Source organism: Mesorhizobium sp. USDA 4132 (assembly GCF_056279545.1).
In genome coordinates this window covers 3,352,188-3,373,349 of sequence record NZ_JBWCCP010000001.1, presented here as the reverse complement: position 1 = coordinate 3,373,349, position 21,162 = coordinate 3,352,188, and the positions used below count along the sequence as shown (strand labels likewise).

Genomic DNA, 21,162 nt, shown 5'->3' with positions numbered 1-21,162 from the left:
ATCCTCTTTTCAAACGAGGTGGATCTTCTCGACGTGCACCAATCTATTCTTCGGCCTTCGCTTGACAACGGGGGCCGCGCCCCCAAGTTCTTGCCGTCCCGTTCACTCGCCGGCCGTATCGATGCCCTTTTTGAAATCCACCTTCGCCCGATCTTCGCTGTTGATGCTTCTGGTCGGGGGCGCCATCCTGTTGGCGATCGTGCTGTCCTCCTTCCTCCTGGCACGGACGACGCAGGTCTATTTTGAGGACGTGGTGAAGCTGCGCGAACTTCGAAGTGCTGCCGCGGACATGCAGCTTTTCCTCAGAGCAGCCGAATCCGGCCAGCGTGGTTTCGTCCTGACGCAGGATGCTGAATTCCTGATCCCCTATACGACTGCCAGTGCGGTCATTCCGCGATTGCGCGAGCGACTGAAGACGGCTGCTGGCAAACTGGACGCCGTGCATGTTCCATTTGCCGAACTCGACCCGCTGATCGACGACAAGCTCGCCGAGATGCAGTCGACGGTGGAGATGGTGCAGAAGGGGAATGCTGTTGGGGCGATCGAGGTCATCCGGGGCGCCTATGGCCGGCAGTTGATGGAGGGCATCACGACAATCCTTGGCACGCTGCTCCGTGACACGGACGGGCGGATCGGGACCGGGGTCGACGACCTCAATGATTCGGCAACGGCGCTACAATGGATCACTATTGGCGGCGGCCTGATGATCATCCTCGTCATCGGCGGTGCGATCATGATCGTCGGGCAGCATGTCCACGAGCTTCAGCGGGCGCGCTCGGAGGTCGAGGAGCTCAATGCCGGTCTCGAGGAGCGCGTCAACGAACGCTCCGAGGATCTGATCCAGGCCAATCGCGAGATCCAGCGTTATGCCTATATCGTCTCGCACGACCTGCGTGCACCGCTGGTCAACATCATGGGTTTCACCAGCGAACTCGACGCGAGCCTCAAGTCGATCAGCACCTATGTGCTGGCCGACGGGACGCCGCTGTCGGAAACCGACGTGAACGATGCCCGTGTCGCGGTCGAGCAGGATCTGCCGGAGGCCATCGCCTTCATCCGCTCGTCCACCAAGAAGATGGACGGGCTGATCAACGCGATCCTGAAGATTTCCCGCGACGGGCGGCGCGAACTGAAGCCGGAGAGGATTGATCTCGGGGAGCTCCTCGAAGCAACGGCGGCCAGCATCTACCACCAGGTCAGCGAAGCGGGCGGCGAGGTGAATATTTCGGTCGCCCAGGCGCGGGGCCTTATTACCGACCGATTTTCGCTGGAACAGATTTTCGGCAATCTCTTCGACAATGCGGTGAAATACAAACATCCGGATCGGCCGTTGAACCTGTCGGTCAAGGCCATGCCGCTTGGCCGCGCTGCGATGAGAATAGAGGTTTCAGACAATGGCCGGGGTATCGCCCAGGAGGATCACGAGAGGGTTTTCGAGCTTTTCCGCCGCTCGGGTGTTCAGGACCAGCAGGGCGAGGGTATCGGTCTTGCGCATGTGCGTTCACTAGTTAGAAATCTAGGCGGTGAGATTACCGTGACGTCCACATTGGGCGGCGGGACGACGTTCGTCATCCGGTTGCCCACGGATCTGTCTCACTATGTCAGGAGTAACGGCTCATGAAGGCTGCCGGTAAAGAAGTCACCATCGTGATGATCGAGGACGATGAAGGCCATGCGCGCCTGATCGAAAAGAACGTCCGTCGCGCTGGCGTCAATAACGAGATCGTTCCCTTTACGAACGGCAATGCGGCTCTCGACTTTATCCTCGGCGCGGATCGTTCCGGAGACCCAAATCAGGATCGCCATCTGCTGATCCTCCTCGACCTCAACCTGCCGGACATGTCGGGTGTTGACATCTTGGAGAAGGTGAAGTCCAACCCACACTCCAAGCGTCTGCCGGTGGTCATCCTGACGACCACGGACGATGAGCGGGAGATTCAGCGCTGCTACGATCTCGGCGCCAACGTCTACATCACCAAACCGGTGGACTACGACAGTTTTGCGCATGCCATCCGACAACTAGGGCTGTTCTTTGCCGTGATGCAGGTCCCCGGAAGATAACGAGACGTGATGCCGCAAACCATACTCTATGTCGATGATGATCTCGCGCTTGCCAGATTGGCAGAACGCCATTTCGCGCGGGCTGGTTATCAGATGGTCCACGCCGTTGATGCCGCATCGGCAATGGCGGCGGTGGAGAAAGGCGGTATCGACGCGATCGTCCTCGACCATTACCTGAAGACCGGAACCGGGCTCGACATCCTTCACAAGCTGAAAGATCAGGACTCGGTCATTCCGGTGATCTACGTCACCGGTTCCAGCGACGCGACGATCGCCATCGATGCGCTGAAGAGCGGCGCATCCGACTATGTCATCAAGACGGTCGGTGAGGAATTCTGGCCGCTGATGGAAAGCGCGATCGCGCAGGGCATCGCCAATGCCGAATTGCGGCAGGCCAAGGACAAGGCCGAGCAGGAAATTCGCCTGGGCAAGGAACGCGCCGAGGTTCTGCTCGCCGAGGTTAATCACCGCGTGGCCAACAGCCTGGCGCTGGTCGCGGCACTCATCCGCCTGCAGGTATCCAGCAGCAAGAGCGACGACGTGAAGGCCGCTCTTTCCGAGACGCAGGCGCGCATCAGCGCGATCGCCGGCATGCATCGCAGCCTCTACACATCCGACGACGTCCGGCATGTGGAGATGGACAAATATCTGGGCACGCTGGTGCGTGAGGTCCAGGGCTCCGTCAACGGCGATGGGGGACCGTCGATCCGCCTCGATGCCGAACCTTTGTCGCTGACCTCCGATCGCGCCGTCTCCGTCGGCATGATCGTCACGGAACTGCTTACCAACGCGCTGAAATATGCCTATCCGGCCGGCACCGAGGGCGAAGTGCGGGTGCTGCTCAAGCGTCAAGACGAGGGCAATGCGCTTCTCGCCGTCGAGGATGACGGGATCGGCTGGCGTGAGGGCGACGTGCCGAAAGGAACCGGGCTCGGCAGCCGCATTGTCAAATCCATGGCCGCGACGCTCGGTTCGACGATCCATTATGTGCCCTCTCTTGCCGGCACCCGCGCCGAACTGACGGTCAGCCTTCAATAGCTGCGGCGTCGGGGGAACGGGTCACGGCTTCCGCGGTGCAAACCCTTCATTTTGTTCCAACCATTGCAATGCCCGCATGACGACCCTATGATTTACGCATGCGAGTGAAGGTGCATAGCTCCGAGAACCGGTCCCGGTTTTCCGAACTGTGCGTGAAGCATCGCCGACGGAGCGCTCCGGCGCGGTCGTATGGATGCGGGCCGCTCCCTGGGGCGGCACGTTCGTTTCGCGTGCAGGCATATTGTTCCAATTAAAGAGCTTCTCTTGTTAACCGAAATACTCATCGTCATCGCCCTCACCGTTTTGAACGGTGTCCTCGCGATGTCGGAACTTGCCGTCGTCTCCTCCCGCCCCGTGCGGTTGCGGATCATGGCCGAGCAAGGCAATCGCGGTGCCGCCACAGCCATGCGGCTTGCGGAAGATCCCGGCCGCTTCCTCTCCTCCGTCCAAATCGGCATCACGCTGGTCGGCGTGCTGTCCGGTGCATTCTCGGGCGCCACGCTCGGCGCGCGATTGACCACCTGGTTCGAGGCGCAGGGCATGGCGGACAATCTCGCCGACTGGCTGGGCGTCGGCACCGTCGTTGTCATCATCACTTATCTGTCGCTGATCGTCGGCGAACTGGTGCCGAAGCAGATAGCGCTGCGAGCGCCGGAGGCGGTTGCCGCCCGTGTCGCGCCCGCCATGAAAATGCTGGCGACCGTTGGCGCGCCGATCGTCTGGTTCCTCGATATTTCCGGCCGAATCGTCCTCAGCCTGCTTGGCCAGAGGGGCGAGTCGGGCGACCGGGTCACCGACGAGGAAATCCGCACCGTGCTTGCCGAAGCCCAGAGCGCCGGCGTGATCGAGACGGAAGAATCCGCCATGATCTCAGGCGTCATGCGGCTTGCCGACCGCACCGCGCGCGGCCTGATGACGCCGCGGCGCGATGTCGAGGTCATCGACATCGAAGACAATTCGGATGAGATCCGCGAACAGCTGCGCGCCACGCAGCGTTCCCGCCTGCCGATCCGCAACGGCAGTTCCGACGAAATCCTCGGCACGCTGTTCGTCAAGGACGCTTACGATTTCATCGCCGGCGGCAAGATGCTGGATATCCGCGGCATCATGCGCGAGGCGCCCGTCGTGTCGGACCTCACCGGCGCGCTCGACGTCATCCAGGCGCTGCGCCGCGCGCCGGCCCATATGGTGCTCGTCTACGACGAATACGGCCATTTCGAAGGCATCATCACCTCGGGCGACATCCTCGAGGCGATCACCGGCGTGTTCCAGGAGGAAAACGACGAAGAACCTGCGATCGTTGCGCGGGACGACGGTTCGTTCCTGATCGCCGGCTGGATGCCGGTCGACGAATTCTCCGACCAGATGGGGTTTTCGCTCGGGGACGACCCAGGCTACGAGACTGTCGCGGGCTTCGTGCTCGACGAGATGAAACGCCTGCCTGAACTTGGTGAGAGCTTCACCAAGAACGGCTGGACCTTTGAGGTGATCGATCTCGACGGCCGCCGCATCGACAAGCTGCTGGTCAGGCGGTCGGACAAGGTATGACGGACGTCCTGAAGACCAAGGCGGAGCTTCGTACCGCGCGGCTTGCCGCACGGGATGCCATTGCGCCGGTCGAGCGCATCGAGAAGAGCCTTCTCATTGCATCGCATGGGGCCGAAGCAATCAGCCTCGACGCCGGTGCGATCGTTTCGGGCTTCCTGCCGATCCGCTCGGAAGTCGACGTGCGGCCGCTGATGGCGCATCTCAGGGACCGCAGCGCGCGGCTCTGCGTGCCGGTCATTCTCGACAAGAAGACGATCATCTTCCGCGAACTGGTGCGCGGCGCCGAATTGGTGCCGGGCGTGTTCGGCACGTTCGGCCCGGGGCCGGATGCGGCGGAACTCGAGCCGCAGGTGATGCTGGTGCCGCTGTCGGCCTTCGATGGCGGCGGGCACCGGATCGGCTATGGCGGCGGTTATTACGACCGGGCGATCCACCGCCTGCAGCAAAAAGGCCTGAACCCGACGCTGATCGGGATTGCCTTCGACTGCCAGGAAGTGGCATCAGTTCCTGCTGAACCTCACGATATCAGACTAGACGCTGTCCTGACGGAAAGCGGTTACCGGCCCTTCGAAGACATCGGCCGTGCACAGATTGGATAAGAATGCGCCTTTTGTTCCTGGGTGACATGGTGGGCAAGACCGGCCGCGTGGCGGTGTGGGAAAAACTGCCGAGCCTCGTCGCCGACCTGAAGCTCGATTTCGTCATCGTCAACGGCGAGAACGCCGCGGGCGGCTTCGGCATTACCGAGGATATCTTTCTCGAGACGATCAATGCCGGTGCCGACGTGGTGACGACCGGCAACCATGTCTGGGACCAGAAGGAGGCGGTGAGCTTTGCCGGCCGCCACGAGCAATTCCTGCGGCCCGCCAACTATCCCGCCGGCACGCCGGGCAAGGGATCCGGCATTTTTTACGCCCGCAATGGCGCGCGCATTCTGGTCGCCAACATCATGGGCCGGGTGTTCATGCATCCCGAGCTCGACGATCCCTTCAAGAGCGCCGAAACGATCCTCGCCGCTGCGCCGCTGAAGGAACAGGCGGACGCGATCATCTTCGATTTTCACGCGGAAGCGACCAGCGAAAAGCAGTGCTTCGGGCATTTCGTCGACGGCCGCGCCAGCCTCGTGGTCGGCACCCATACGCATGTGCCGACCGCCGATTGCCAGATCCTCAACGGCGGCACCGGCTACATGTCGGATGCCGGCATGTGCGGCGACTACGACTCATCGCTCGGCATGGACAAGGAAGAGCCGCTTAACCGCTTCATCTCGAAAATGCCGAAGGGCCGTTTCGAGGCGGCGACCGGGCCCGCGACGATCTGCGGCCTTGGCATCGAGATTTCCGATGCGACAGGCCTTGCGGAGAAGATCGAGCCGCTCCGGATCGGGCCGCGGCTTGCGGAGACCATCCCGTCGTTCTGGCGGTAATGCCGCCTACGGTCGGCGTGACAGCCAGTCCACGAAGCCTGCAAGCTTATCGACGCCGTCATCCAGCACCGCCTCGTAGACAAGCGCGCTCGGGGCCGGCCTGCCGCCTTTCGGCGCGGTTGCAGCAAGGTCAGCCTTGATGGCGAGGATGGTTTTCCGCACCTCGTCGGTCAAGCGGGGCAGCAGCGTCTTCAGATGTTTCAGGTCGGGCTGGCGGTCCGGCTCGTCGATGAACCAGATGTCGAGATTCCAGTCTTCGCCCGTGTCCGTCCGGTAGGTGAGGCCAAGATAGAGGCCGTCCGGGTAGTTTTGCGGTTCGACGTTCCAGAGGCCGCTATCGTTGCGGTAGCGCACGGCGCCGACGCGGCTGTCGAGCATCAGTTCTCCGGCGATCTCGGCGACGGTCCGGCGGGCGGCTGGGTCGAGCCTTTCGCAGACCACGGTGATGTCGATATCGCGGCGGGCCATGAGGCCGAGCGCCGAGCTTCCGACCCACACCGGATTTCCGGCCAAACGCAAGGCATCCTCGAGGCCGAGGGCGCTGACGATCGTATCGGCCTGAGCCTGCAGTTCGGCCTGCTTTTTTAAAATGTCGGACATGGCCTTCTCCGCTTGGGTATTCCCCACTTAAGGGAGATTTACGTCAGATATTAAGCTTTTGGCGTCAATAGCGGCCTTGATCGGGACCTCGCGCCGACATGCTCTTTGACATTTGCGCTGCAAATAAGTAGGAACGGCGCAAGTTCGGCTGCGAGTGTTGCAGCCACAGCGCTTTGCGCGCGAAAATCCGAAAGACAGATTTAGATGACCGATTACAACGGCGCCGTCCCGGCGATCGCCAAGGCGTTGGCGAAACGGGGCTATGTAACGCTGACCCCCGTCCAGAAATCCATGCTCGACCCGGCTCTCATCCATTCCGATGCGCTGGTTTCGGCGCAGACCGGCTCGGGCAAGACCGTTGCCTTCGGGCTTGCGATCGCGCCGACCCTGCTCGGCGACGCGGAAAAATTCGGCCCGGCGCGGCAGCCTTTGGCGCTCGTCATTGCGCCCACCCGCGAACTGGCGATGCAGGTCACCCGCGAGCTGGAATGGCTTTACGAGATGACCGGCGCGGTCATCACCAGCTGCGTCGGCGGCATGGACATCCGCAGCGAACGGCGCGCGCTGGAGCGCGGCGCCCATATCGTCGTCGGTACCCCCGGCCGTCTCTGCGACCATATCCGCCGCAACGCGCTCGACATGTCGGCCCTCAAGGTGGCCGTGCTCGACGAGGCGGACGAGATGCTCGATCTCGGTTTCCGTGAGGATCTGGAATTCATCCTGGAATCGGCGCCCGACGACCGCCGCACTCTGATGTTCTCGGCAACCGTTCCGGCCGCGATAGCCAAGCTTGCCAAAAGCTACCAGCGCGACGCTGTGCGCATCGCGACCTCTGCCGAGGAAAAGCAGCATGTCGATATCGAATACCGCGCGCTCGCCGTCGCATCGGCCGACCGCGAAAATGCGATCATCAACGTGCTCCGTTATTACGAGTCGACCAACGCGATCGTGTTCTGCTCGACCCGTGCTGCCGTCAATCATCTGACGGCGCGGTTCAACAACCGCAACTTCGCCGTCGTGGCCCTCTCCGGCGAGCTGACGCAGAACGAGCGGACCCATGCGCTGCAGGCGATGCGCGATGGCCGTGCCCGCGTCTGCATCGCGACCGACGTCGCCGCCCGCGGCATCGACCTGCCGGGTCTCGATCTCGTCATCCATGCCGACCTGCCGACCAACCCGGAAACGCTGCTCCATCGCAGCGGCCGCACCGGACGCGCCGGTCGCAAGGGCATCAGCGCCCTGATCGTGCCGGTCAACGCACGCCGCAAGGCCGAGCGCCTGCTCGGCGGCGCCGGCATCTCGGCCACCTGGGCTCGTCCGCCGTCTGCCGAAGAGGTGATGCGGCGCGACGACGAGCGTCTGCTGGCCGATCCGATCTTTAGCGAAAAGCCGCGCGAGGAAGAGCTGGATCTCGTCGCCAAGCTGGTCGAGAGCCATGGCGCGGACAAGTTGGCGGCCGCGTTCGTCAGCCTTTACCGCACCAAATATTCCGCCCCCGAGGATCTGATCGAGATCTCGGTGCAGCAGGATGCCCGCAAGCCGCGCGAGCGCGCCGGCGGCGAGGGCGACTTCCCGATGACCCCGCGCCCGTCGCGCGACGAGTTCGGCCCGGCCGTGTGGTTCTCGCTGTCGGTCGGCCGCAAGCAGAATGCCGAGCCGCGCTGGCTGATCCCGATGCTCTGCCGCAACGGCAACGTCACCAAGCGGGAAATCGGCGCGATCAAGATGCAGCAGGACGAAACCTTCGTCGAGATCGCTGCCGACCACGCCGACGCCTTCATGCAGGCTGTCGGCAAGGACAAGGCGCTGGAGCGCGGCATCCGCGTCACCCGGTTGACCAGCGCGCCGGACCTCAGCCGTCCCGCGCCGGCCAAGCCTTATGTCAAGAAGTCCTATGACGATCGTCCGAAGGAGCCTCGTGGCGACGACTGGGCGAAGGGCAAACCGCGGAAGAACACCTCCAACGCAGCCGGTCCGGGCGGCCCCAGGGCGACCGAACCGCGTGGCGACGTAAAGCCTTTCAACAAGGACGCCAAGCCCTTCAGCAAGGAAGCCAAGCCATTCCGCAAGGACGCCCAGCCCTTCAAGAAAGACGACAAGCCTTTCAAGAAGAAGGACAAGCCGAAATTGGCCAACAGCAGCAATTTCGAGCGCCGGAAGTAGGCAAGGCACAGCGTTGCCAACCGGAATTGCGAGATTTCAATGAGATCAGGGGCGGCCCGAAGCCGCCCCTTTGTCGTTTCGGAGGGGTCGTTTCAGAGGGTCTCTTCGAACAGCGTCAGCAGGCGCTTGAAGTGGCGCTCGGAACCGTCCTTGTCGTAGATGCTGTGGTCCGGCACCGTCCAGCCATGCGCCATGCCGACATAGTTCTCGACGATATGGTCGACGCCGCCGGTGCGAAATGCTTCGGCGAGCCGGGCCGACTGTTCCGGCGGAAAGCTGTTGTCGATGCCGGCGACGCCGACATAAACGCGCGCCTTGAGGCGGTCCGCCAGCCTGTGCGGGCTGTCTTCGGCGTCGCTTGCGAGATTGCCGCCATGGAAGCTGGCGGCTGCCTTGATGCGTTCCGGATAGTAGGCCGCGGCGGTGATCGCCCGGCCGCCGCCCATGCAATAACCCACGGCGCCGATCGCGCCGGTGGCGCCTTCGGAGGTCAACGCTTCGATGAAGGCTTCACCATCCTCGGCGGTGAGTGGCTGGGGCGTGGCGCGCATCAGGCCCATCAGCTGCGCTCTGGTGGCTTCTTCGCTGAAGGCGGTCTTCGCATCGAACGGGCCGTAGGTTCCCGAGCGGTAGAATAGGTCCGGAACGAGCACGGTATAACCGGCATCTGCGATGCGCTGGCCCATCCAGTAGAGCGCCTCGCGCGGGCCGAACGCATCCATGTAGAGGATGACGCTCTTGTCGGTTGCAGCACCGTCTGCAGGCTTGATAACGGCGGCTTTGGCCGTGCCGTCCTTCGTCTTGATCGCAATGTCATGCTTCATGAAAATACCCTCTTGCTCTTCCGATCGGATGCTGGCGAGCTTATGTCGGCGCGCTGCGGCGGCTTTTCAATAATCAACTCCATGACCTCCACCAATGACAGAATTGTGAGGCCGGCCCTGGCGATTGCGGCTGGACCGGCCTTTCGCATTGCCGCATGTTTTCGCCGGGAATGAGCATGAACGCAGTTCTTTGGGATCAGCATGATGCTACGGGCTCTCGCACTCGGTCTTTCCAGCCTGCTTCTGTCAGCCTTCGCCGCGCTGGCACAGGATGGCCTGCCTGTCAGCCAGTGCCAGGCGATCGCCCAGAAGCTGCCCGGTGTCACATTTGCGAGCTTCAGCCCATCCGGCTTGCAGTTCGCCCAGGCGAAAAAGAATTTGGCGCTGGCCGACAGGGAAGAGGTGAAGATCACCTTTGTCGGCCATTCCACCTATTTCATCGAAACGCCCGAGGGGGTCGGCATCGCCACCGACTATAGCGGCGCCTATCGCCCCTCGCGGCTGCCGGACGTGGCAACGATGAACAAGGCGCATTCCACGCATTTTACGCTGAGCCCCGATCCCGGGATCAAGCATGTGCTGCACGGCTGGAGCGATGTGCCGGGCGAGAAGGTCCAGCATCGCCTGATGGTCGGGGATGTCTACATCCGCAATGTCATGTCGGATATCCGCAACTGGGGCGGCGGCATCGAGGAAAACGGCAATTCGATCTTCATCTTCGAGGTCGCCGGTCTCTGCATCGGCCATCTCGGTCACCTGCATTTCGAGCTGAACGAGGCCCAGTATACCGAGATCGGCCGGCTCGACATCCTGATGGTTCCGGTCGACGGCGGCCTGACGATGGGCGCGGACAGCATGAGCCGGGTCGTGCAGCGGCTGCGGTCTTCGCTCATCCTGCCGATGCACCGCTGGGGGCCGCCGCTCGACAATTTCATTGCCATGTTCGACGCCAAGTTCGACATCGCCTATGCCAAGGAACCGACGATCCGGGTGTCGATGCGCAGCCTGCCGAAAAAGCCGACGATACTGGTGCCGCAGGGGCTCTGATCAGCCCAGCGGCCTTATTCTCGTTCAGTGGAACTGCGGGAAGGCGAGGTGCTGCTTGACGCCGACATCCGGCATCTTCTCGTCCTTCAGATTGGCCTTGGCGATTTCCCAGCCGAATTTCAGCGTACTGTCGGTGGAGGCCCAGATTTCCGCATCGTCGACCTTGAAGGCAAGCAGGGTCAGTAGCGGGTCTTCCTTGCCGCGCTCGTACCAGGCCGAGGTCACGGCGCTCCAGTATTCGTCGATCTTGGCGCGGTCGTTACGGATCTCCAGCGTGCCGGAAAGGCAGGCGTGGTAGTCGTGGTTCTTGCCGACGACGCAGAAATGCGCGCGGCTGCCGGCGCGGATGGCGCGTACAAGGTCCGTATCACTCTTGGTGAAGAACCAGATCGTGCTCGATTTCGGATCGGCATTCGGCGCCATCGGCTGGAAGTGCATATGCGAGCCCTCGATGCCGAGCATGCCGGCATGGATGTTGTTGATCTCGTCCCAGAGCTGGCGTTCGGGCGCTTCGCGGGCTTCGGTAAGGCTTGCCATCGATTGTCTCCTTGTTGTTCGTCTGCGTGAACAAACAGCAAGGCTTTGGCTTTGTTCCTGCTTGTTTCGGCGGGGCGGCATCAGGAAAAGCCTCGCCTTACCCAGGAAATGCCCTTGAATGGCTCCGGCTTCGAAATTATAAGGCGCCATTCCAGAACAAGTTAAAGTGTCAGGGGTGCCATGGCTGGCCATTCACAGTTCAAAAACATCATGCACCGCAAGGGCAAGCAGGATTCGATCCGGTCGAAGATGTTTTCCAAGCTTGCGCGCGAAATCACCGTTGCCGCCAAGACGGGTCTGCCTGATCCGACCATGAACGCGGCGCTTCGCCTGGCGATCCAGAACGCCAAGGCGCAGTCGATGCCCAAGGACAATATCGACCGGGCGATCAAGAAGGCTGCCGGTTCCGACGGAGAGAACTACGATTCCGTCCGTTACGAGGGTTACGGCCCGGGCGGCACCGCCGTTATCGTCGAGGCGCTGACCGACAACCGCAACCGCACGGCCTCCAACGTCCGCTCGACCTTCACCAAGGCTGGCGGTGTACTCGGCGAAACCGGCTCGGTTTCCTTCTCCTTCGACCATGTCGGCGAAATCACCTACAAGGCGAGCGTCGGCGATGCGGACAAGGTGATGGAAGCGGCGATCGAGGCTGGTGCCGACGACGTGACCACCGACGAGGACGGCCACACGATCATCTGCGCGTTCGAAAGCCTCGGCGAAGTGTCCAAGGCGCTCGAAGCGACGCTCGGCGAGGCCCAGACCGTCAAGGTGATCTGGCGGCCGCAGAACACGATCGAGGTGGACGAGGAGAAGGCGCAGTCGCTGCTGAAGCTCATCGACAACCTGGAAGACGACGACGACGTGCAGAGCGTCTATTCGAATTTCGAGGTTTCCGAAGAAGTCATGGCCAAGCTTTCGGCCTGAATTTAGAGCCGATCTCGATACAAAAACGGCACCCGATCGGGGTGCCGTTTGCATTTCAGGGCTCACGCTCAGAAGATCTGGCGCAGGGCCACGTAGAGTACGAACGCGATAGCGATCGAGGCCGGCAGCGTCAGCACCCAGGCGAGCAACATGTTGCGCACCGTCGACCACTGCAGTCCCGACCCGTTCGCCGCCATGGTGCCCGCCACGCCCGACGAGAGCACATGGGTGGTGGAGACCGGCAGGCCGAGATGGTCGGCAGCACCAATCGTCACCATCGCGACGACTTCCGCCGAAGCACCCTGGCCATAGGTCAGGTGGGTCTTGCCGATCTTCTCGCCGACCGTCACGACGATGCGTTTCCAGCCGACCATGGTGCCGAGGCCAAGCGCCAGCGCGACGGCGACCTTGACCCAGAGCGGGATGAACTTCGTGGCGTTGTCGACGGCCTGATGGTAGGCCTTGACGGCGTCGAGGTCGGTGCCCTGCATCGGCAGCAGCTTGTTCTTGTCGATCAGCTTCAGCGCCTCGCCGATCAGGTAGACGTCGTTGCGGATGTTGCCGACCAGCGAGGTCGGTACCGCTTCGAGCGTCGGGAATTTCGAGATCTGCTCGCTTGATGCGTGGATGAACCGCTGCAGCGCCAGCGTCGTCGTGTCGTTCCAGGTCTTGTTCTTGACCGCATTGGCGACTTCCGCCCGGGCGTCGGCGACTGTGACCCCCGGCTTGACGTATTTCTGCAGCGCCGTCTCGACATTCGTGGAGGCCTGCTCGTAGGCATGCAGATATTGCGCATCGGGGGTACGGTTGAGCGCAAAGGCGGTCGGCACAAGGCCGATCAGGATGAGCATGATCAGGCCCATGCCCTTTTGGCCGTCGTTGGAGCCGTGCGCGAAGCTGACGCCGGTGCAGGTGAAGATCAGCAGGCTCCGGATCCACAAGGGTGGCGGCTTGTTGCCCTTCGGCTCTTCGTAAAGCGCCTTGTTGCGGACGAGCACTTTCATGACGAGAAGCAGGATCGCCGCAAGCCCAAAGCCGATCAGGGGAGAGATCAGCAGCGACAGGCCGATATTGCTCGCCTGCGACCAGTCGACGCCGCTGGTGGCGGTGCCCTGCGGCGCCAGGAACTGGTTCGCCAGGCCGACGCCGATGATTGAGCCGATCAGCGTATGCGAGCTGGAGGAGGGCAGGCCGAGATACCAGGTGCCGAGGTTCCAGATGATAGCGGCGATGAGGAGCGCGAAGACCATGGCGAGGCCGGAGCCGGAGCCGACCTGCAGGATCAGTTCCACCGGCAGCAGCGCCAGGATCCCGAAGGCGACCGCGCCACTCGAGAGCAGCACGCCGAGGAAATTGAAGAAGCCCGACCAGACGACTGCCAGTTCCGCCGGCATGGAGCGGGTGTAGATGACGGTTGCCACGGCATTGGCGGTATCGTGGAAGCCGTTGACGAACTCGAAGCCGAGCGCGATCAAAAGCGCAAGGCCGAGCAGCGCCCAAGGAACCGAACTGGCGACCGAAAGGTCGTTCGCCAGCGCGTACCCGACATAACCCAGGCCGCCGATCAGCACGACGCCGAACAGGGGAATGAACCATTTTCCGAGTGAACTCGGGTTTTCCAGAGGGTGGTAGGACGCAGAAACACTGGGTTTGGAAGCGATGGCGTCTGTCACGTTTCGGTACTCCGCGTTTGCCAGGATTAACAAAAGCTAACTCTGGTCGGTGAACCTCTTGTGACGCCCGCTTCCTAGGCGGGGATGGGCTGCTTCTCCATCATCGGCAACGTCGCGAACAACTCGACCGAGCGCAGTCGTGCGTCGACATCGTGGATCGGCATCGAGATGATCAGTTCGTCGGCGCCGGTTTCCCGCAGGAAATCCCTGAGCTTTGCCTCGACCGTCGCAACCGAGCCGACCGCCGCGTAACGCAGCGTGTGCTCGACGTTCATCTTTTCCATCGGCGTCCAGAAACCTTCCATGCTATCGAGCGGTTTCGGGAAGCGGGTGCGGACGTTCTTGCGCAGGTTGACGAACTGCTGCTGCGACGAGGTGAAGGCGCGCTCCGCTTCGGCATCCGTTTCCGCCGCGACGCCCATGACGCCGACCATCATGTAGGGTTTATCGAGTTGGAGCGACGGCTTAAAACGGTCGCGGTAGATCGAGATCGCTTCCATCAGCATGTCGGGCGCAAAATGCGAGGCAAACGCATAGGGCAGGCCGAGGGCGGCCGCGAGATGGGCACTGTAAATGCTCGATCCGAGCAGCCAGATCGGCACGTGCGCATCCATGCCCGGCACGGCAAGCAGGCCCTGGTCCTTTTCCGGCGTACCGAGCAGGCGCTGCAGCTCGAGGATGTCATGCGGGAAACTTTCGGCGCCGGCATCGAGATTGCGGCGGAGCGCGCTTGCGGTGCGCATGTCGGTTCCCGGCGCCCGGCCGAGACCGAGATCGACGCGGCCCGGAAGCAGCGCTTCCAGCGTGCCGAACTGTTCGGCGATGACGAGCGGCGAATGGTTGGGCAGCATGATCCCACCGGAGCCGACGCGGATGGTCTTGGTCGCCGCACCAACATGGCCGATGACAATCGCGGTTGCGGCGCTGGCAATACCCGGCATGCCGTGATGTTCGGCGAGCCAGACGCGTTTGTAACCCTGCTCCTCGGCCTTGATTGCCAGGCGGCGGGACTGGTCGAGCGCATCGCTCACGGAATAACCTTCACCGACGGGTGAAAGATCGAGAATGGAAAAGGGGATCATCGGCACGTCCTGGAGGCGGTATAACTGACAGAGTGTTCCACTTATCTAGGCAGTCGCGTCCAGAAATACGACCCCGAGGTTGACAGAAAAGCGCCGGTCGAAAGGGGCGTGACGGACGACCCCTCCGACATCAGGATTTGACCAGCCGCAGGTGCGAACCGGGTTTTGCGGGTTTGAGGCTTTCCGGTACAGTCACCCCTCCCGCGTTGAGGATGGTGACGGGCGTGAAACGTCCCGCATGGTGGTCGATCGTACCGATCTCGTGGTTCATGCGGCCGAGCTTCGCCGTCAACGCATCGAGCGCCCCTATCTGGTCTCGGCTCGCCTTGGCAAGCGTCGTCATCGTAGTCCTGACGGCTGCGATCGCTTCGATCTCCTTGCCGGAGCTTGCCGCAAGCGCCGCCACGTGGCGATCAACGGCGTCCGCATAGATCGTCATCGCATCCAGCTCTCCACCGGCCTTCTCGACGGACTTGCCGCCGAGTTCGGCCGCTTCCGCCGACTTGCGCGACAGGCCGGAGATCTCCTTGGCGGCCTCGACGGCGCGCTCTGCAAGTCCGCGGATTTCCTCGGCCACGGTCTTGAAGTCGACCTCGGCCTCTTCGGATTGGGCTGCTTCTATGCTGGCATTGAGGGCGAGCATATTGGCCTGGAAGGCGATGTCCCGGATGTTGGCTGCGGCGGGCTCGATCTTGAGCGATGCCTTGCGGATTGCTTCCATCGCCACCGTTGCCGCTTGCATCATCTCCTTCGGCGGGCGCAAGTCGAGCCGCGCATTGTGGGCGATGTCGGCCGCGTGCTGCGCCTGCAGCTTTCTCACCTTGAGCGTTTCGGCAAGCGCACCGACATCCGCGGCGGTCTTGGCGATGGCTGCCGTCAGTCGGCCACCGGCCTCGGCCGTTGCCGCCATGTCGGCGCGGGCCTCGGCGCAGTCCGTATGAAGGTCGTGGGCGCCGCCGCCGATCATTCCGAGCACGTCTTCCAGGATTGTCAGGGCGTGGTTGAAATCGGCGCGCAGGCCCTCGTATCTTTCGGGGAACGGCATATCTATCCGGACCGTAAGATCGCCGACCGCTAGGCGCCGCAGGCCGCCGTCGAGCGCTTCCACCACGGTCTTCAGATCGTGTGCCTCGTCTCCGGCGGCCTCGAGGTCGCGCATGCGGGTTTCAGCCGCAGCCGTCTCCTGCCGCTCACGCTCTTCTTCGTCTTCGACAAGGCGGGTGAGATGGTCGCGGCAGAGCCGCTCCAGCGCCCGTGAGATGGATCCGATTTCATCTGTGCGGGCCAGATGCTCGCGTGGCACCGCCGTCTTGCCGGCGGCGATCTCCGAGACGGTTCCCGCGATTGTCCGCAACGGATTGATGAGCGCGCCGGCAAGCGAGATGGTGACGAGGGTCAGCGTTATCAGCGACGCGGCGATGTCCAGCATCTCGAAAGGCGTCAGTCCGTCGGCGACATAAAAGAGGAGCCCGGCGAGAATCCCATTCTGCGCCAGCACAAGCCCGATCACCTTGACGGAAAGGGAATGGTGTTTGCCTATCATGGCTGCCTCCTCACATTGCGTTCAAGCCGCGATTTGCAACGCGCGAGGCGCCGGGGCGTTGCCGATCGGCGACCCGAAAGGGGGCAAACCTTTCCGCCATGGTTACCGGAAGGTAAACGGCGCTCCATTCGTGTTTTCGGTTTGTTCACATTCTCATGGCACTGGTAGGGGCATCAGGATAGGGTATGGGCATGACAGGCACGATTCGCATCATCGGCATCGACCCGGGGCTTCGACGCACCGGCTGGGGCATTATCGAGACGCTCGGCAACAGCCTGAAATTCGTCGCCTCGGGCACCGTGACCTCCGACGGCGACCTGGACCTCGCCTCCCGTCTCTGCCAGTTGCACGACGGGCTGGCGGAGGTGGTGCATGCCTACCAGCCGCACGAGGCGGCCGTCGAGCAGACCTTCGTCAACAAGGATGCGGTCGCCACGCTGAAGCTCGGCCAGGCGAGGGGCGTCGTCATGCTGGTGCCGGCACGGGCCGGGCTTCCGGTCGCCGAATATGCGCCGAACGCGGTCAAGAAGTCGGTCATCGGTGTCGGCCACGGCGAAAAGCAGCAGATCCACATGATGCTGAAAATCCTGATGCCGAAGGCGGAGTTCAAGGGCAATGACGCCGCGGATGCGCTGGCAATCGCCATCTGCCACGCCCACAACCGCGGCGGCCAGCGCATGCGCGCCGCACTCGCCGGCTAGTTTGTTCTTGACTTGTTCTGGTCCGGCGGATAAGTAATACCTGAGAGGTATTACCATGCGTGTCACCGAAAAAGGCCAGGTTACGATCCCCAAGGAAATCCGCGACCGATTGAAGATCAGACCGGGTTCGGAGGTGGATTTTGTCGTGTCTGATGACGGCGTGAGGCTTGTCAGGCTCGACGACAGCAAGCAGGACTACAAGAGCTTCGAAGAATGGGCGGACAGCGTCAAAGGCACCTGGGATCTCGGCGGCATGACGACCGATGAGTATATCGATTGGCTTCGGGGACCGCGCGATGACCTCGACCGTCGTTGATACGAATGTGCTGATCGATATGCTGGGGCCTGCCACTCCGGCGCGAATGTGGTCACTCGGTGCATTGAAACGATGCGCGGAAGAGGGGGAACTTATCCTCAATCCGGTCATCTGGTCGGAACTGTCGGCATCGCCGCTGAGTGAACTCGAGATCACCCTGGCATTCGGCTGGCTCGGTATGAAGCGCGAGATCCTGTCTTATGATGCGGCGTTCCAGGCGGGTAAGGCGCATTTTTCTTACCGCAGGTCCGGCGGACTTCGCGAGCGAACCCTGCCGGATTTCCTGATCGGCGCCCATGCCGCGGTCCGCTCCCATCGTCTCCTGACCCGTGACCCAGCCCGTTACCGCGCTTATTTTCCCTTGCTCGACATCATCTCCCCCGAAACCCATCCCTGACGGACATCTTTCATGATCGGCAAGCTCAAAGGCACTATCGACGAGATCGGCGACGACTATGTGCTCGTCGACGTTCATGGCGTCTGTTACGAGGTCTTCTGCTCGTCGCGGGTGCTGTCGAAGATGGGCTCGGTCGGCGAAGCGGTAGTGCTGTTCATCGAGACCTATGTCCGTGAGGATCAGTTCAAGCTTTTCGGCTTCCTGAGCGCGCTGGAGCGGGAATGGTTCAACCTGCTGCAGAGCGTGCAAGGCGTCGGCGCCAAGGTGGCGCTCGCGGTGCTCTCGACCCTGACGCCGTCCGAGCTCGCCAACGCCATTGCCCTTCAGGACAAGACGACAGTCTCGCGTGCGCCCGGCGTGGGGCCGAAGGTCGCGGTGCGGATCGTGACCGAACTCAAGAACAAGGCGCCCGCCTTTGCCGGCGAGGCTTCGGGCAATATCGGCCTCAAGCAGGAGCTTGGCGAGGGTGTTGCCGCAGCGCCGGTCGCCGATGCGGTCTCGGCGCTCACCAATCTCGGTTATTCGCGCGACCAGGCCGCGAATGCGGTTGCAGCAGCGCTCAAGAACGGCGGCGAGGGGGGCGACAGCGCCAGACTTATACGGCTGGGGCTGAAGGAACTGGCCCGGTGATTCCTTGCTTTTTCCAGAATCCTTACTAAGATAAAAATGTAAGGAATGGAGGTGCTCATGGGCTACGGCGCAAAATTGACCTCTAAAGGTCAGACGACAATTCCAATAGAAATCAGGAAATATCTCAATCTTAGTCCCGGTGATCAAATAGACTTCATCATTGAAAATGGTGAAGTCAAATTAAGGGCCAAGACGCGGAGCGTCATGGAGTTTGCGGGTATTCTCGGCCATGCTCCCAACGGCGTCCACTTGACCGTCGAAGAAATGAACGACGCCGCGGCGCAAGCGGCGGCAGATGATGATCGGAGGATCATGCGTGATTGGCATCGATACGAACGTACTCCTCCGGTTTCTGATGACGGACGACCCGAAACAGTACGAAAGCGCAGTTGAGTTCTTTCGTTCAAGATCGGCAGAAAATCCGGCTTATATCTCGCTCTTCGTTTTCACCGAAGCATGTTGGGTCATGCGGAAAAGTTACGGCTATAAGAACCAAGAGATTGCGTCCGTGTTTCGAGGACTATTGGAAAGCCGAGAGCTCGTCTTTGAGGATTCGGATTTCATAGAGACCATGTTTTTGGCCGATGGCTTCGGCAAGTTCGACGTCGCAGACTATTTGATCGCTGAGCTCGCAAAAAGAATTGGCTGTTCAAAAACGGTGACTTTCGACAAAACTGCTGCACGATATGTACCCGGAATGGAACTTCTCGCATGAGTGAACCCGCCCGCCTGATAACGCCGGAAAAGCGGGGCGAAGACCTGGATACGACGCTGCGCCCTCAGTCGCTGGACGAGTTCACCGGCCAGGCGGAGGCGCGCGCCAACCTGAAGGTCTTCATCGAGGCGGCGAAGAACCGTGGCGAGGCGCTGGATCACGTGCTGTTCGTCGGTCCGCCGGGCCTCGGCAAGACGACGCTGGCGCAGATCATGGCGAAGGAACTCGGCGTCAATTTCCGCTCGACATCCGGCCCGGTCATCGCCAAGGCTGGCGATCTTGCGGCCCTGCTCACCAATCTCGAAGAGCGGGACGTGCTCTTTATCGACGAAATCCACCGGCTTAACCCGGCAGTCGAGGAAATCCTCTATCCGGCGATGGAGGATTTCCAGCTCGACCTGATCATCGGTGAAGGTCCGTCGGCGCGATCGGTGAAGATCGACCTTTCGAAGTTCACACTGGTTGCCGCCACCACCCGGGCCGGTCTGCTCACCACGCCGCTGCGCGACCGGTTCGGCATTCCCATCCGGTTGTCTTTCTATACGGTTGATGAGCTGGAATTGATCGTCCGGCGCGGTGCGCGGCTGATGAGCCTTTCGATGACCGATGCAGGCGCCCGCGAGATCGCAAGGCGGGCCCGTGGCACGCCGCGCATCGCCGGGCGGCTCTTGCGCCGGGTGCGCGATTTCGCCGAAGTGGCGAGGGCCGAGGCGGTGACGAAGGAGATCGCCGACGAAGCTCTGACCCGCCTTCTGGTCGATAACATGGGCCTCGATCAACTCGACAAAAGGTACCTCAACATGATCGCCGTCAATTTCGGTGGCGGGCCGGTCGGCATCGAGACGATCGCCGCCGGCCTGTCGGAACCACGCGATGCGATCGAGGACATCATCGAACCCTACATGATCCAGCAGGGTTTCATCCAGCGCACGCCGCGGGGCCGCGTTTTGACCGCAAATGCGTGGAAACATCTCGGACTTCAGCCGCCCAAGGATCTCGAGGCGGCGCAGTTCCGGATGTTCACCGAGGATGATTGATTGATTTCCCGCCGCGGGTTCCTGACGTCTCTTACGGGCGGTGTTGCGGCGTTTCTGGCGCTGGCCGGCTATGCGGTGGCCGAGCCGCTGGTGCGGCTGAGGGTCGCTCGGAATGCGCTGACGCCGCCTGGCTGGACGCCGGGGCTGAAGCTTCGGATCGTTGCGCTTGCGGATTTCCATGCCTGCAAGCCCTGGATGCCCGTCGAGAGGATCGCCTCGATCTGCGAAGCCGCCAATGCGCTTGAACCGGACGTCATTCTGCTGCTCGGCGATTATGTTTCCGGCATGCGCTTCATCACCGATCATGTGCCGCCGGATGCCTGGGCCGGGGCGCTTTCGAGCCTGAAGGCGCCGCTCGGGACCCATGCCATCCTCGGTAATCACGACTGGTGGCAGGACAGCGAGGTTCAGGCGAGCGGCGAGGGCGTCCCGTTCGGGCGCAGGGCGCTGGAGGCGGCGGGCATTCCCGTCTACAGCAATCGGGCGGCGCGGTTCGAGAAGGATGGCAGGCCTTTCTGGCTGGCCGGCATCGAAGACCAGATCGCCCTTCTTCCGGACGAGAAAACCCGCCATTGGACGCGCGGCAAGGATGACCTTCCGGCCACGTTGGCACAGATAACCGATGATGCCCCGGTCATCCTGATGGCGCATGAGCCGGACATCTTTCCAACCGTGCCAGATCGCATATCGCTCACCCTCTCCGGTCACATGCATGGCGGGCAGGTGCGGCTGTTCGGCTGGGCCCCGATCGTTCCTTCCCGCTACGGCAGTCGTTATCTCTACGGGCATGTGCAGGAGAGCGGCCGCAATATCATCATATCGGGCGGACTCGGCTGTTCCGGCCTGCCCGTCCGCTTCGGCGCGCCGCCCGAAATCAACGTGATCGATCTGGGATAA

Annotated in this window: 23 protein-coding genes; 17 read left to right on the top strand and 6 right to left on the bottom strand. The window is 62.1% G+C overall.

Annotated elements, in window-relative coordinates:
- Positions 1-121 precede the first annotated feature (121 nt).
- The 6 genes from ACZ9IU_RS17200 (at position 122) to ACZ9IU_RS17175 (ending at position 6,073) form a co-directional block, all read left to right on the top strand.
- Positions 122-1,621: a sensor histidine kinase gene (locus ACZ9IU_RS17200; protein WP_080719203.1), complete on the top strand. Its 1,500-nt coding sequence runs from the start codon at positions 122-124 to the stop codon at positions 1,619-1,621.
- Positions 1,618-2,061, top strand: a complete 444-nt coding sequence (locus tag ACZ9IU_RS17195; protein ID WP_038544934.1) for a response regulator — start codon at positions 1,618-1,620, stop codon at positions 2,059-2,061. The genes ACZ9IU_RS17200 and ACZ9IU_RS17195 overlap by 4 nt, the downstream gene beginning before the upstream one ends.
- 9 nt (positions 2,062-2,070) lie before the next feature.
- Entirely contained in the window at positions 2,071-3,099 is a 1,029-nt protein-coding gene (locus ACZ9IU_RS17190) for a sensor histidine kinase (RefSeq protein ID WP_038544932.1), read from the top strand.
- A 264-nt stretch (positions 3,100-3,363) separates the two neighbouring features.
- Complete coding sequence (locus ACZ9IU_RS17185; RefSeq protein WP_038544929.1) at positions 3,364-4,647, top strand: hemolysin family protein; 1,284 nt, start codon at positions 3,364-3,366, stop codon at positions 4,645-4,647.
- Positions 4,644-5,246, top strand: a complete 603-nt coding sequence (locus tag ACZ9IU_RS17180; RefSeq protein WP_038544927.1) for a 5-formyltetrahydrofolate cyclo-ligase — start codon at positions 4,644-4,646, stop codon at positions 5,244-5,246. The genes ACZ9IU_RS17185 and ACZ9IU_RS17180 overlap by 4 nt, the downstream gene beginning before the upstream one ends.
- Before the next feature lie 2 nt (positions 5,247-5,248).
- Positions 5,249-6,073, top strand: a complete 825-nt coding sequence (locus tag ACZ9IU_RS17175) for a TIGR00282 family metallophosphoesterase (protein WP_038544925.1) — start codon at positions 5,249-5,251, stop codon at positions 6,071-6,073.
- A gap of 6 nt (positions 6,074-6,079) precedes the next feature.
- Here ACZ9IU_RS17175 and ACZ9IU_RS17170 read toward each other — a convergent pair whose 3' ends face one another.
- Positions 6,080-6,673, bottom strand: coding sequence for a hypothetical protein (locus ACZ9IU_RS17170; protein WP_038544922.1), 594 nt, complete (start codon positions 6,671-6,673; stop codon positions 6,080-6,082).
- Between the two features lie 204 nt (positions 6,674-6,877).
- Between ACZ9IU_RS17170 and ACZ9IU_RS17165 the strand changes: the two genes are divergently transcribed.
- Complete coding sequence (locus tag ACZ9IU_RS17165; protein ID WP_038544920.1) at positions 6,878-8,836, top strand: DEAD/DEAH box helicase; 1,959 nt, start codon at positions 6,878-6,880, stop codon at positions 8,834-8,836.
- 92 nt (positions 8,837-8,928) lie between these two features.
- Here the strand turns inward: ACZ9IU_RS17165 and ACZ9IU_RS17160 are convergent, their stop codons facing one another.
- Complete coding sequence (locus ACZ9IU_RS17160) at positions 8,929-9,660, bottom strand: dienelactone hydrolase family protein (RefSeq protein ID WP_038544917.1); 732 nt, start codon at positions 9,658-9,660, stop codon at positions 8,929-8,931.
- A gap of 201 nt (positions 9,661-9,861) precedes the next feature.
- Here ACZ9IU_RS17160 and ACZ9IU_RS17155 point away from each other — a divergent pair, with 201 nt between their 5' ends.
- A complete protein-coding gene (locus ACZ9IU_RS17155) occupies positions 9,862-10,707 on the top strand; it encodes an MBL fold metallo-hydrolase (protein ID WP_038544915.1) in 846 nt (281 codons plus the stop codon).
- A gap of 24 nt (positions 10,708-10,731) precedes the next feature.
- Here ACZ9IU_RS17155 and ACZ9IU_RS17150 read toward each other — a convergent pair whose 3' ends face one another.
- Complete coding sequence (locus ACZ9IU_RS17150) at positions 10,732-11,244, bottom strand: pyridoxamine 5'-phosphate oxidase family protein (protein WP_038544913.1); 513 nt, start codon at positions 11,242-11,244, stop codon at positions 10,732-10,734.
- A 180-nt stretch (positions 11,245-11,424) separates the two neighbouring features.
- On the opposite strand from ACZ9IU_RS17150, the gene ACZ9IU_RS17145 reads away from it, so the two are divergent.
- Complete coding sequence (locus ACZ9IU_RS17145) at positions 11,425-12,171, top strand: YebC/PmpR family DNA-binding transcriptional regulator (RefSeq protein WP_038544911.1); 747 nt, start codon at positions 11,425-11,427, stop codon at positions 12,169-12,171.
- Positions 12,172-12,239: 68 nt separating this feature from the next.
- Here ACZ9IU_RS17145 and ACZ9IU_RS17140 read toward each other — a convergent pair whose 3' ends face one another.
- The 3 genes from ACZ9IU_RS17140 to ACZ9IU_RS17130 form a co-directional block, all read right to left on the bottom strand.
- Positions 12,240-13,832: an inorganic phosphate transporter gene (locus tag ACZ9IU_RS17140; RefSeq protein WP_038549579.1), complete on the bottom strand. Its 1,593-nt coding sequence runs from the start codon at positions 13,830-13,832 to the stop codon at positions 12,240-12,242.
- Positions 13,833-13,918: 86 nt separating this feature from the next.
- Positions 13,919-14,926, bottom strand: coding sequence for an LLM class flavin-dependent oxidoreductase (locus tag ACZ9IU_RS17135; protein WP_038544909.1), 1,008 nt, complete (start codon positions 14,924-14,926; stop codon positions 13,919-13,921).
- Between the two features lie 130 nt (positions 14,927-15,056).
- The gene (locus ACZ9IU_RS17130) at positions 15,057-16,469 is read right to left on the bottom strand and encodes a methyl-accepting chemotaxis protein (protein WP_038544906.1); all 1,413 of its coding nucleotides are present in this window, start codon (positions 16,467-16,469) and stop codon (positions 15,057-15,059) included.
- Positions 16,470-16,660: 191 nt separating this feature from the next.
- On the opposite strand from ACZ9IU_RS17130, the gene ruvC reads away from it, so the two are divergent.
- From ruvC to ACZ9IU_RS17090, 8 genes are read left to right on the top strand one after another with little or no spacing between them, the layout of a single operon-like run.
- Positions 16,661-17,170, top strand: a complete 510-nt coding sequence (gene ruvC / locus ACZ9IU_RS17125; RefSeq protein WP_038549578.1) for a crossover junction endodeoxyribonuclease RuvC — start codon at positions 16,661-16,663, stop codon at positions 17,168-17,170.
- A 55-nt stretch (positions 17,171-17,225) separates the two neighbouring features.
- A complete protein-coding gene (locus ACZ9IU_RS17120) occupies positions 17,226-17,486 on the top strand; it encodes an AbrB/MazE/SpoVT family DNA-binding domain-containing protein (protein ID WP_038544904.1) in 261 nt (86 codons plus the stop codon).
- Positions 17,467-17,883: a type II toxin-antitoxin system VapC family toxin gene (locus ACZ9IU_RS17115; protein WP_038544902.1), complete on the top strand. Its 417-nt coding sequence runs from the start codon at positions 17,467-17,469 to the stop codon at positions 17,881-17,883. Before ACZ9IU_RS17120 ends, ACZ9IU_RS17115 begins: the two co-directional genes overlap by 20 nt.
- A gap of 12 nt (positions 17,884-17,895) precedes the next feature.
- Positions 17,896-18,513: a Holliday junction branch migration protein RuvA gene (gene ruvA, locus ACZ9IU_RS17110; protein WP_038544898.1), complete on the top strand. Its 618-nt coding sequence runs from the start codon at positions 17,896-17,898 to the stop codon at positions 18,511-18,513.
- A gap of 57 nt (positions 18,514-18,570) precedes the next feature.
- Positions 18,571-18,906, top strand: coding sequence for an AbrB/MazE/SpoVT family DNA-binding domain-containing protein (locus tag ACZ9IU_RS17105; RefSeq protein ID WP_080719288.1), 336 nt, complete (start codon positions 18,571-18,573; stop codon positions 18,904-18,906).
- On the top strand, positions 18,869-19,228 hold the full coding sequence (locus tag ACZ9IU_RS17100) for a type II toxin-antitoxin system VapC family toxin (RefSeq protein WP_157885162.1): 360 nt from the start codon (positions 18,869-18,871) through the stop codon (positions 19,226-19,228). The genes ACZ9IU_RS17105 and ACZ9IU_RS17100 overlap by 38 nt, the downstream gene beginning before the upstream one ends.
- Positions 19,225-20,265: a Holliday junction branch migration DNA helicase RuvB gene (ruvB, locus tag ACZ9IU_RS17095; RefSeq protein ID WP_038544892.1), complete on the top strand. Its 1,041-nt coding sequence runs from the start codon at positions 19,225-19,227 to the stop codon at positions 20,263-20,265. The genes ACZ9IU_RS17100 and ruvB overlap by 4 nt, the downstream gene beginning before the upstream one ends.
- The gene (locus ACZ9IU_RS17090; protein ID WP_038544891.1) at positions 20,266-21,162 is read left to right on the top strand and encodes a metallophosphoesterase; all 897 of its coding nucleotides are present in this window, start codon (positions 20,266-20,268) and stop codon (positions 21,160-21,162) included. It begins immediately after the preceding gene.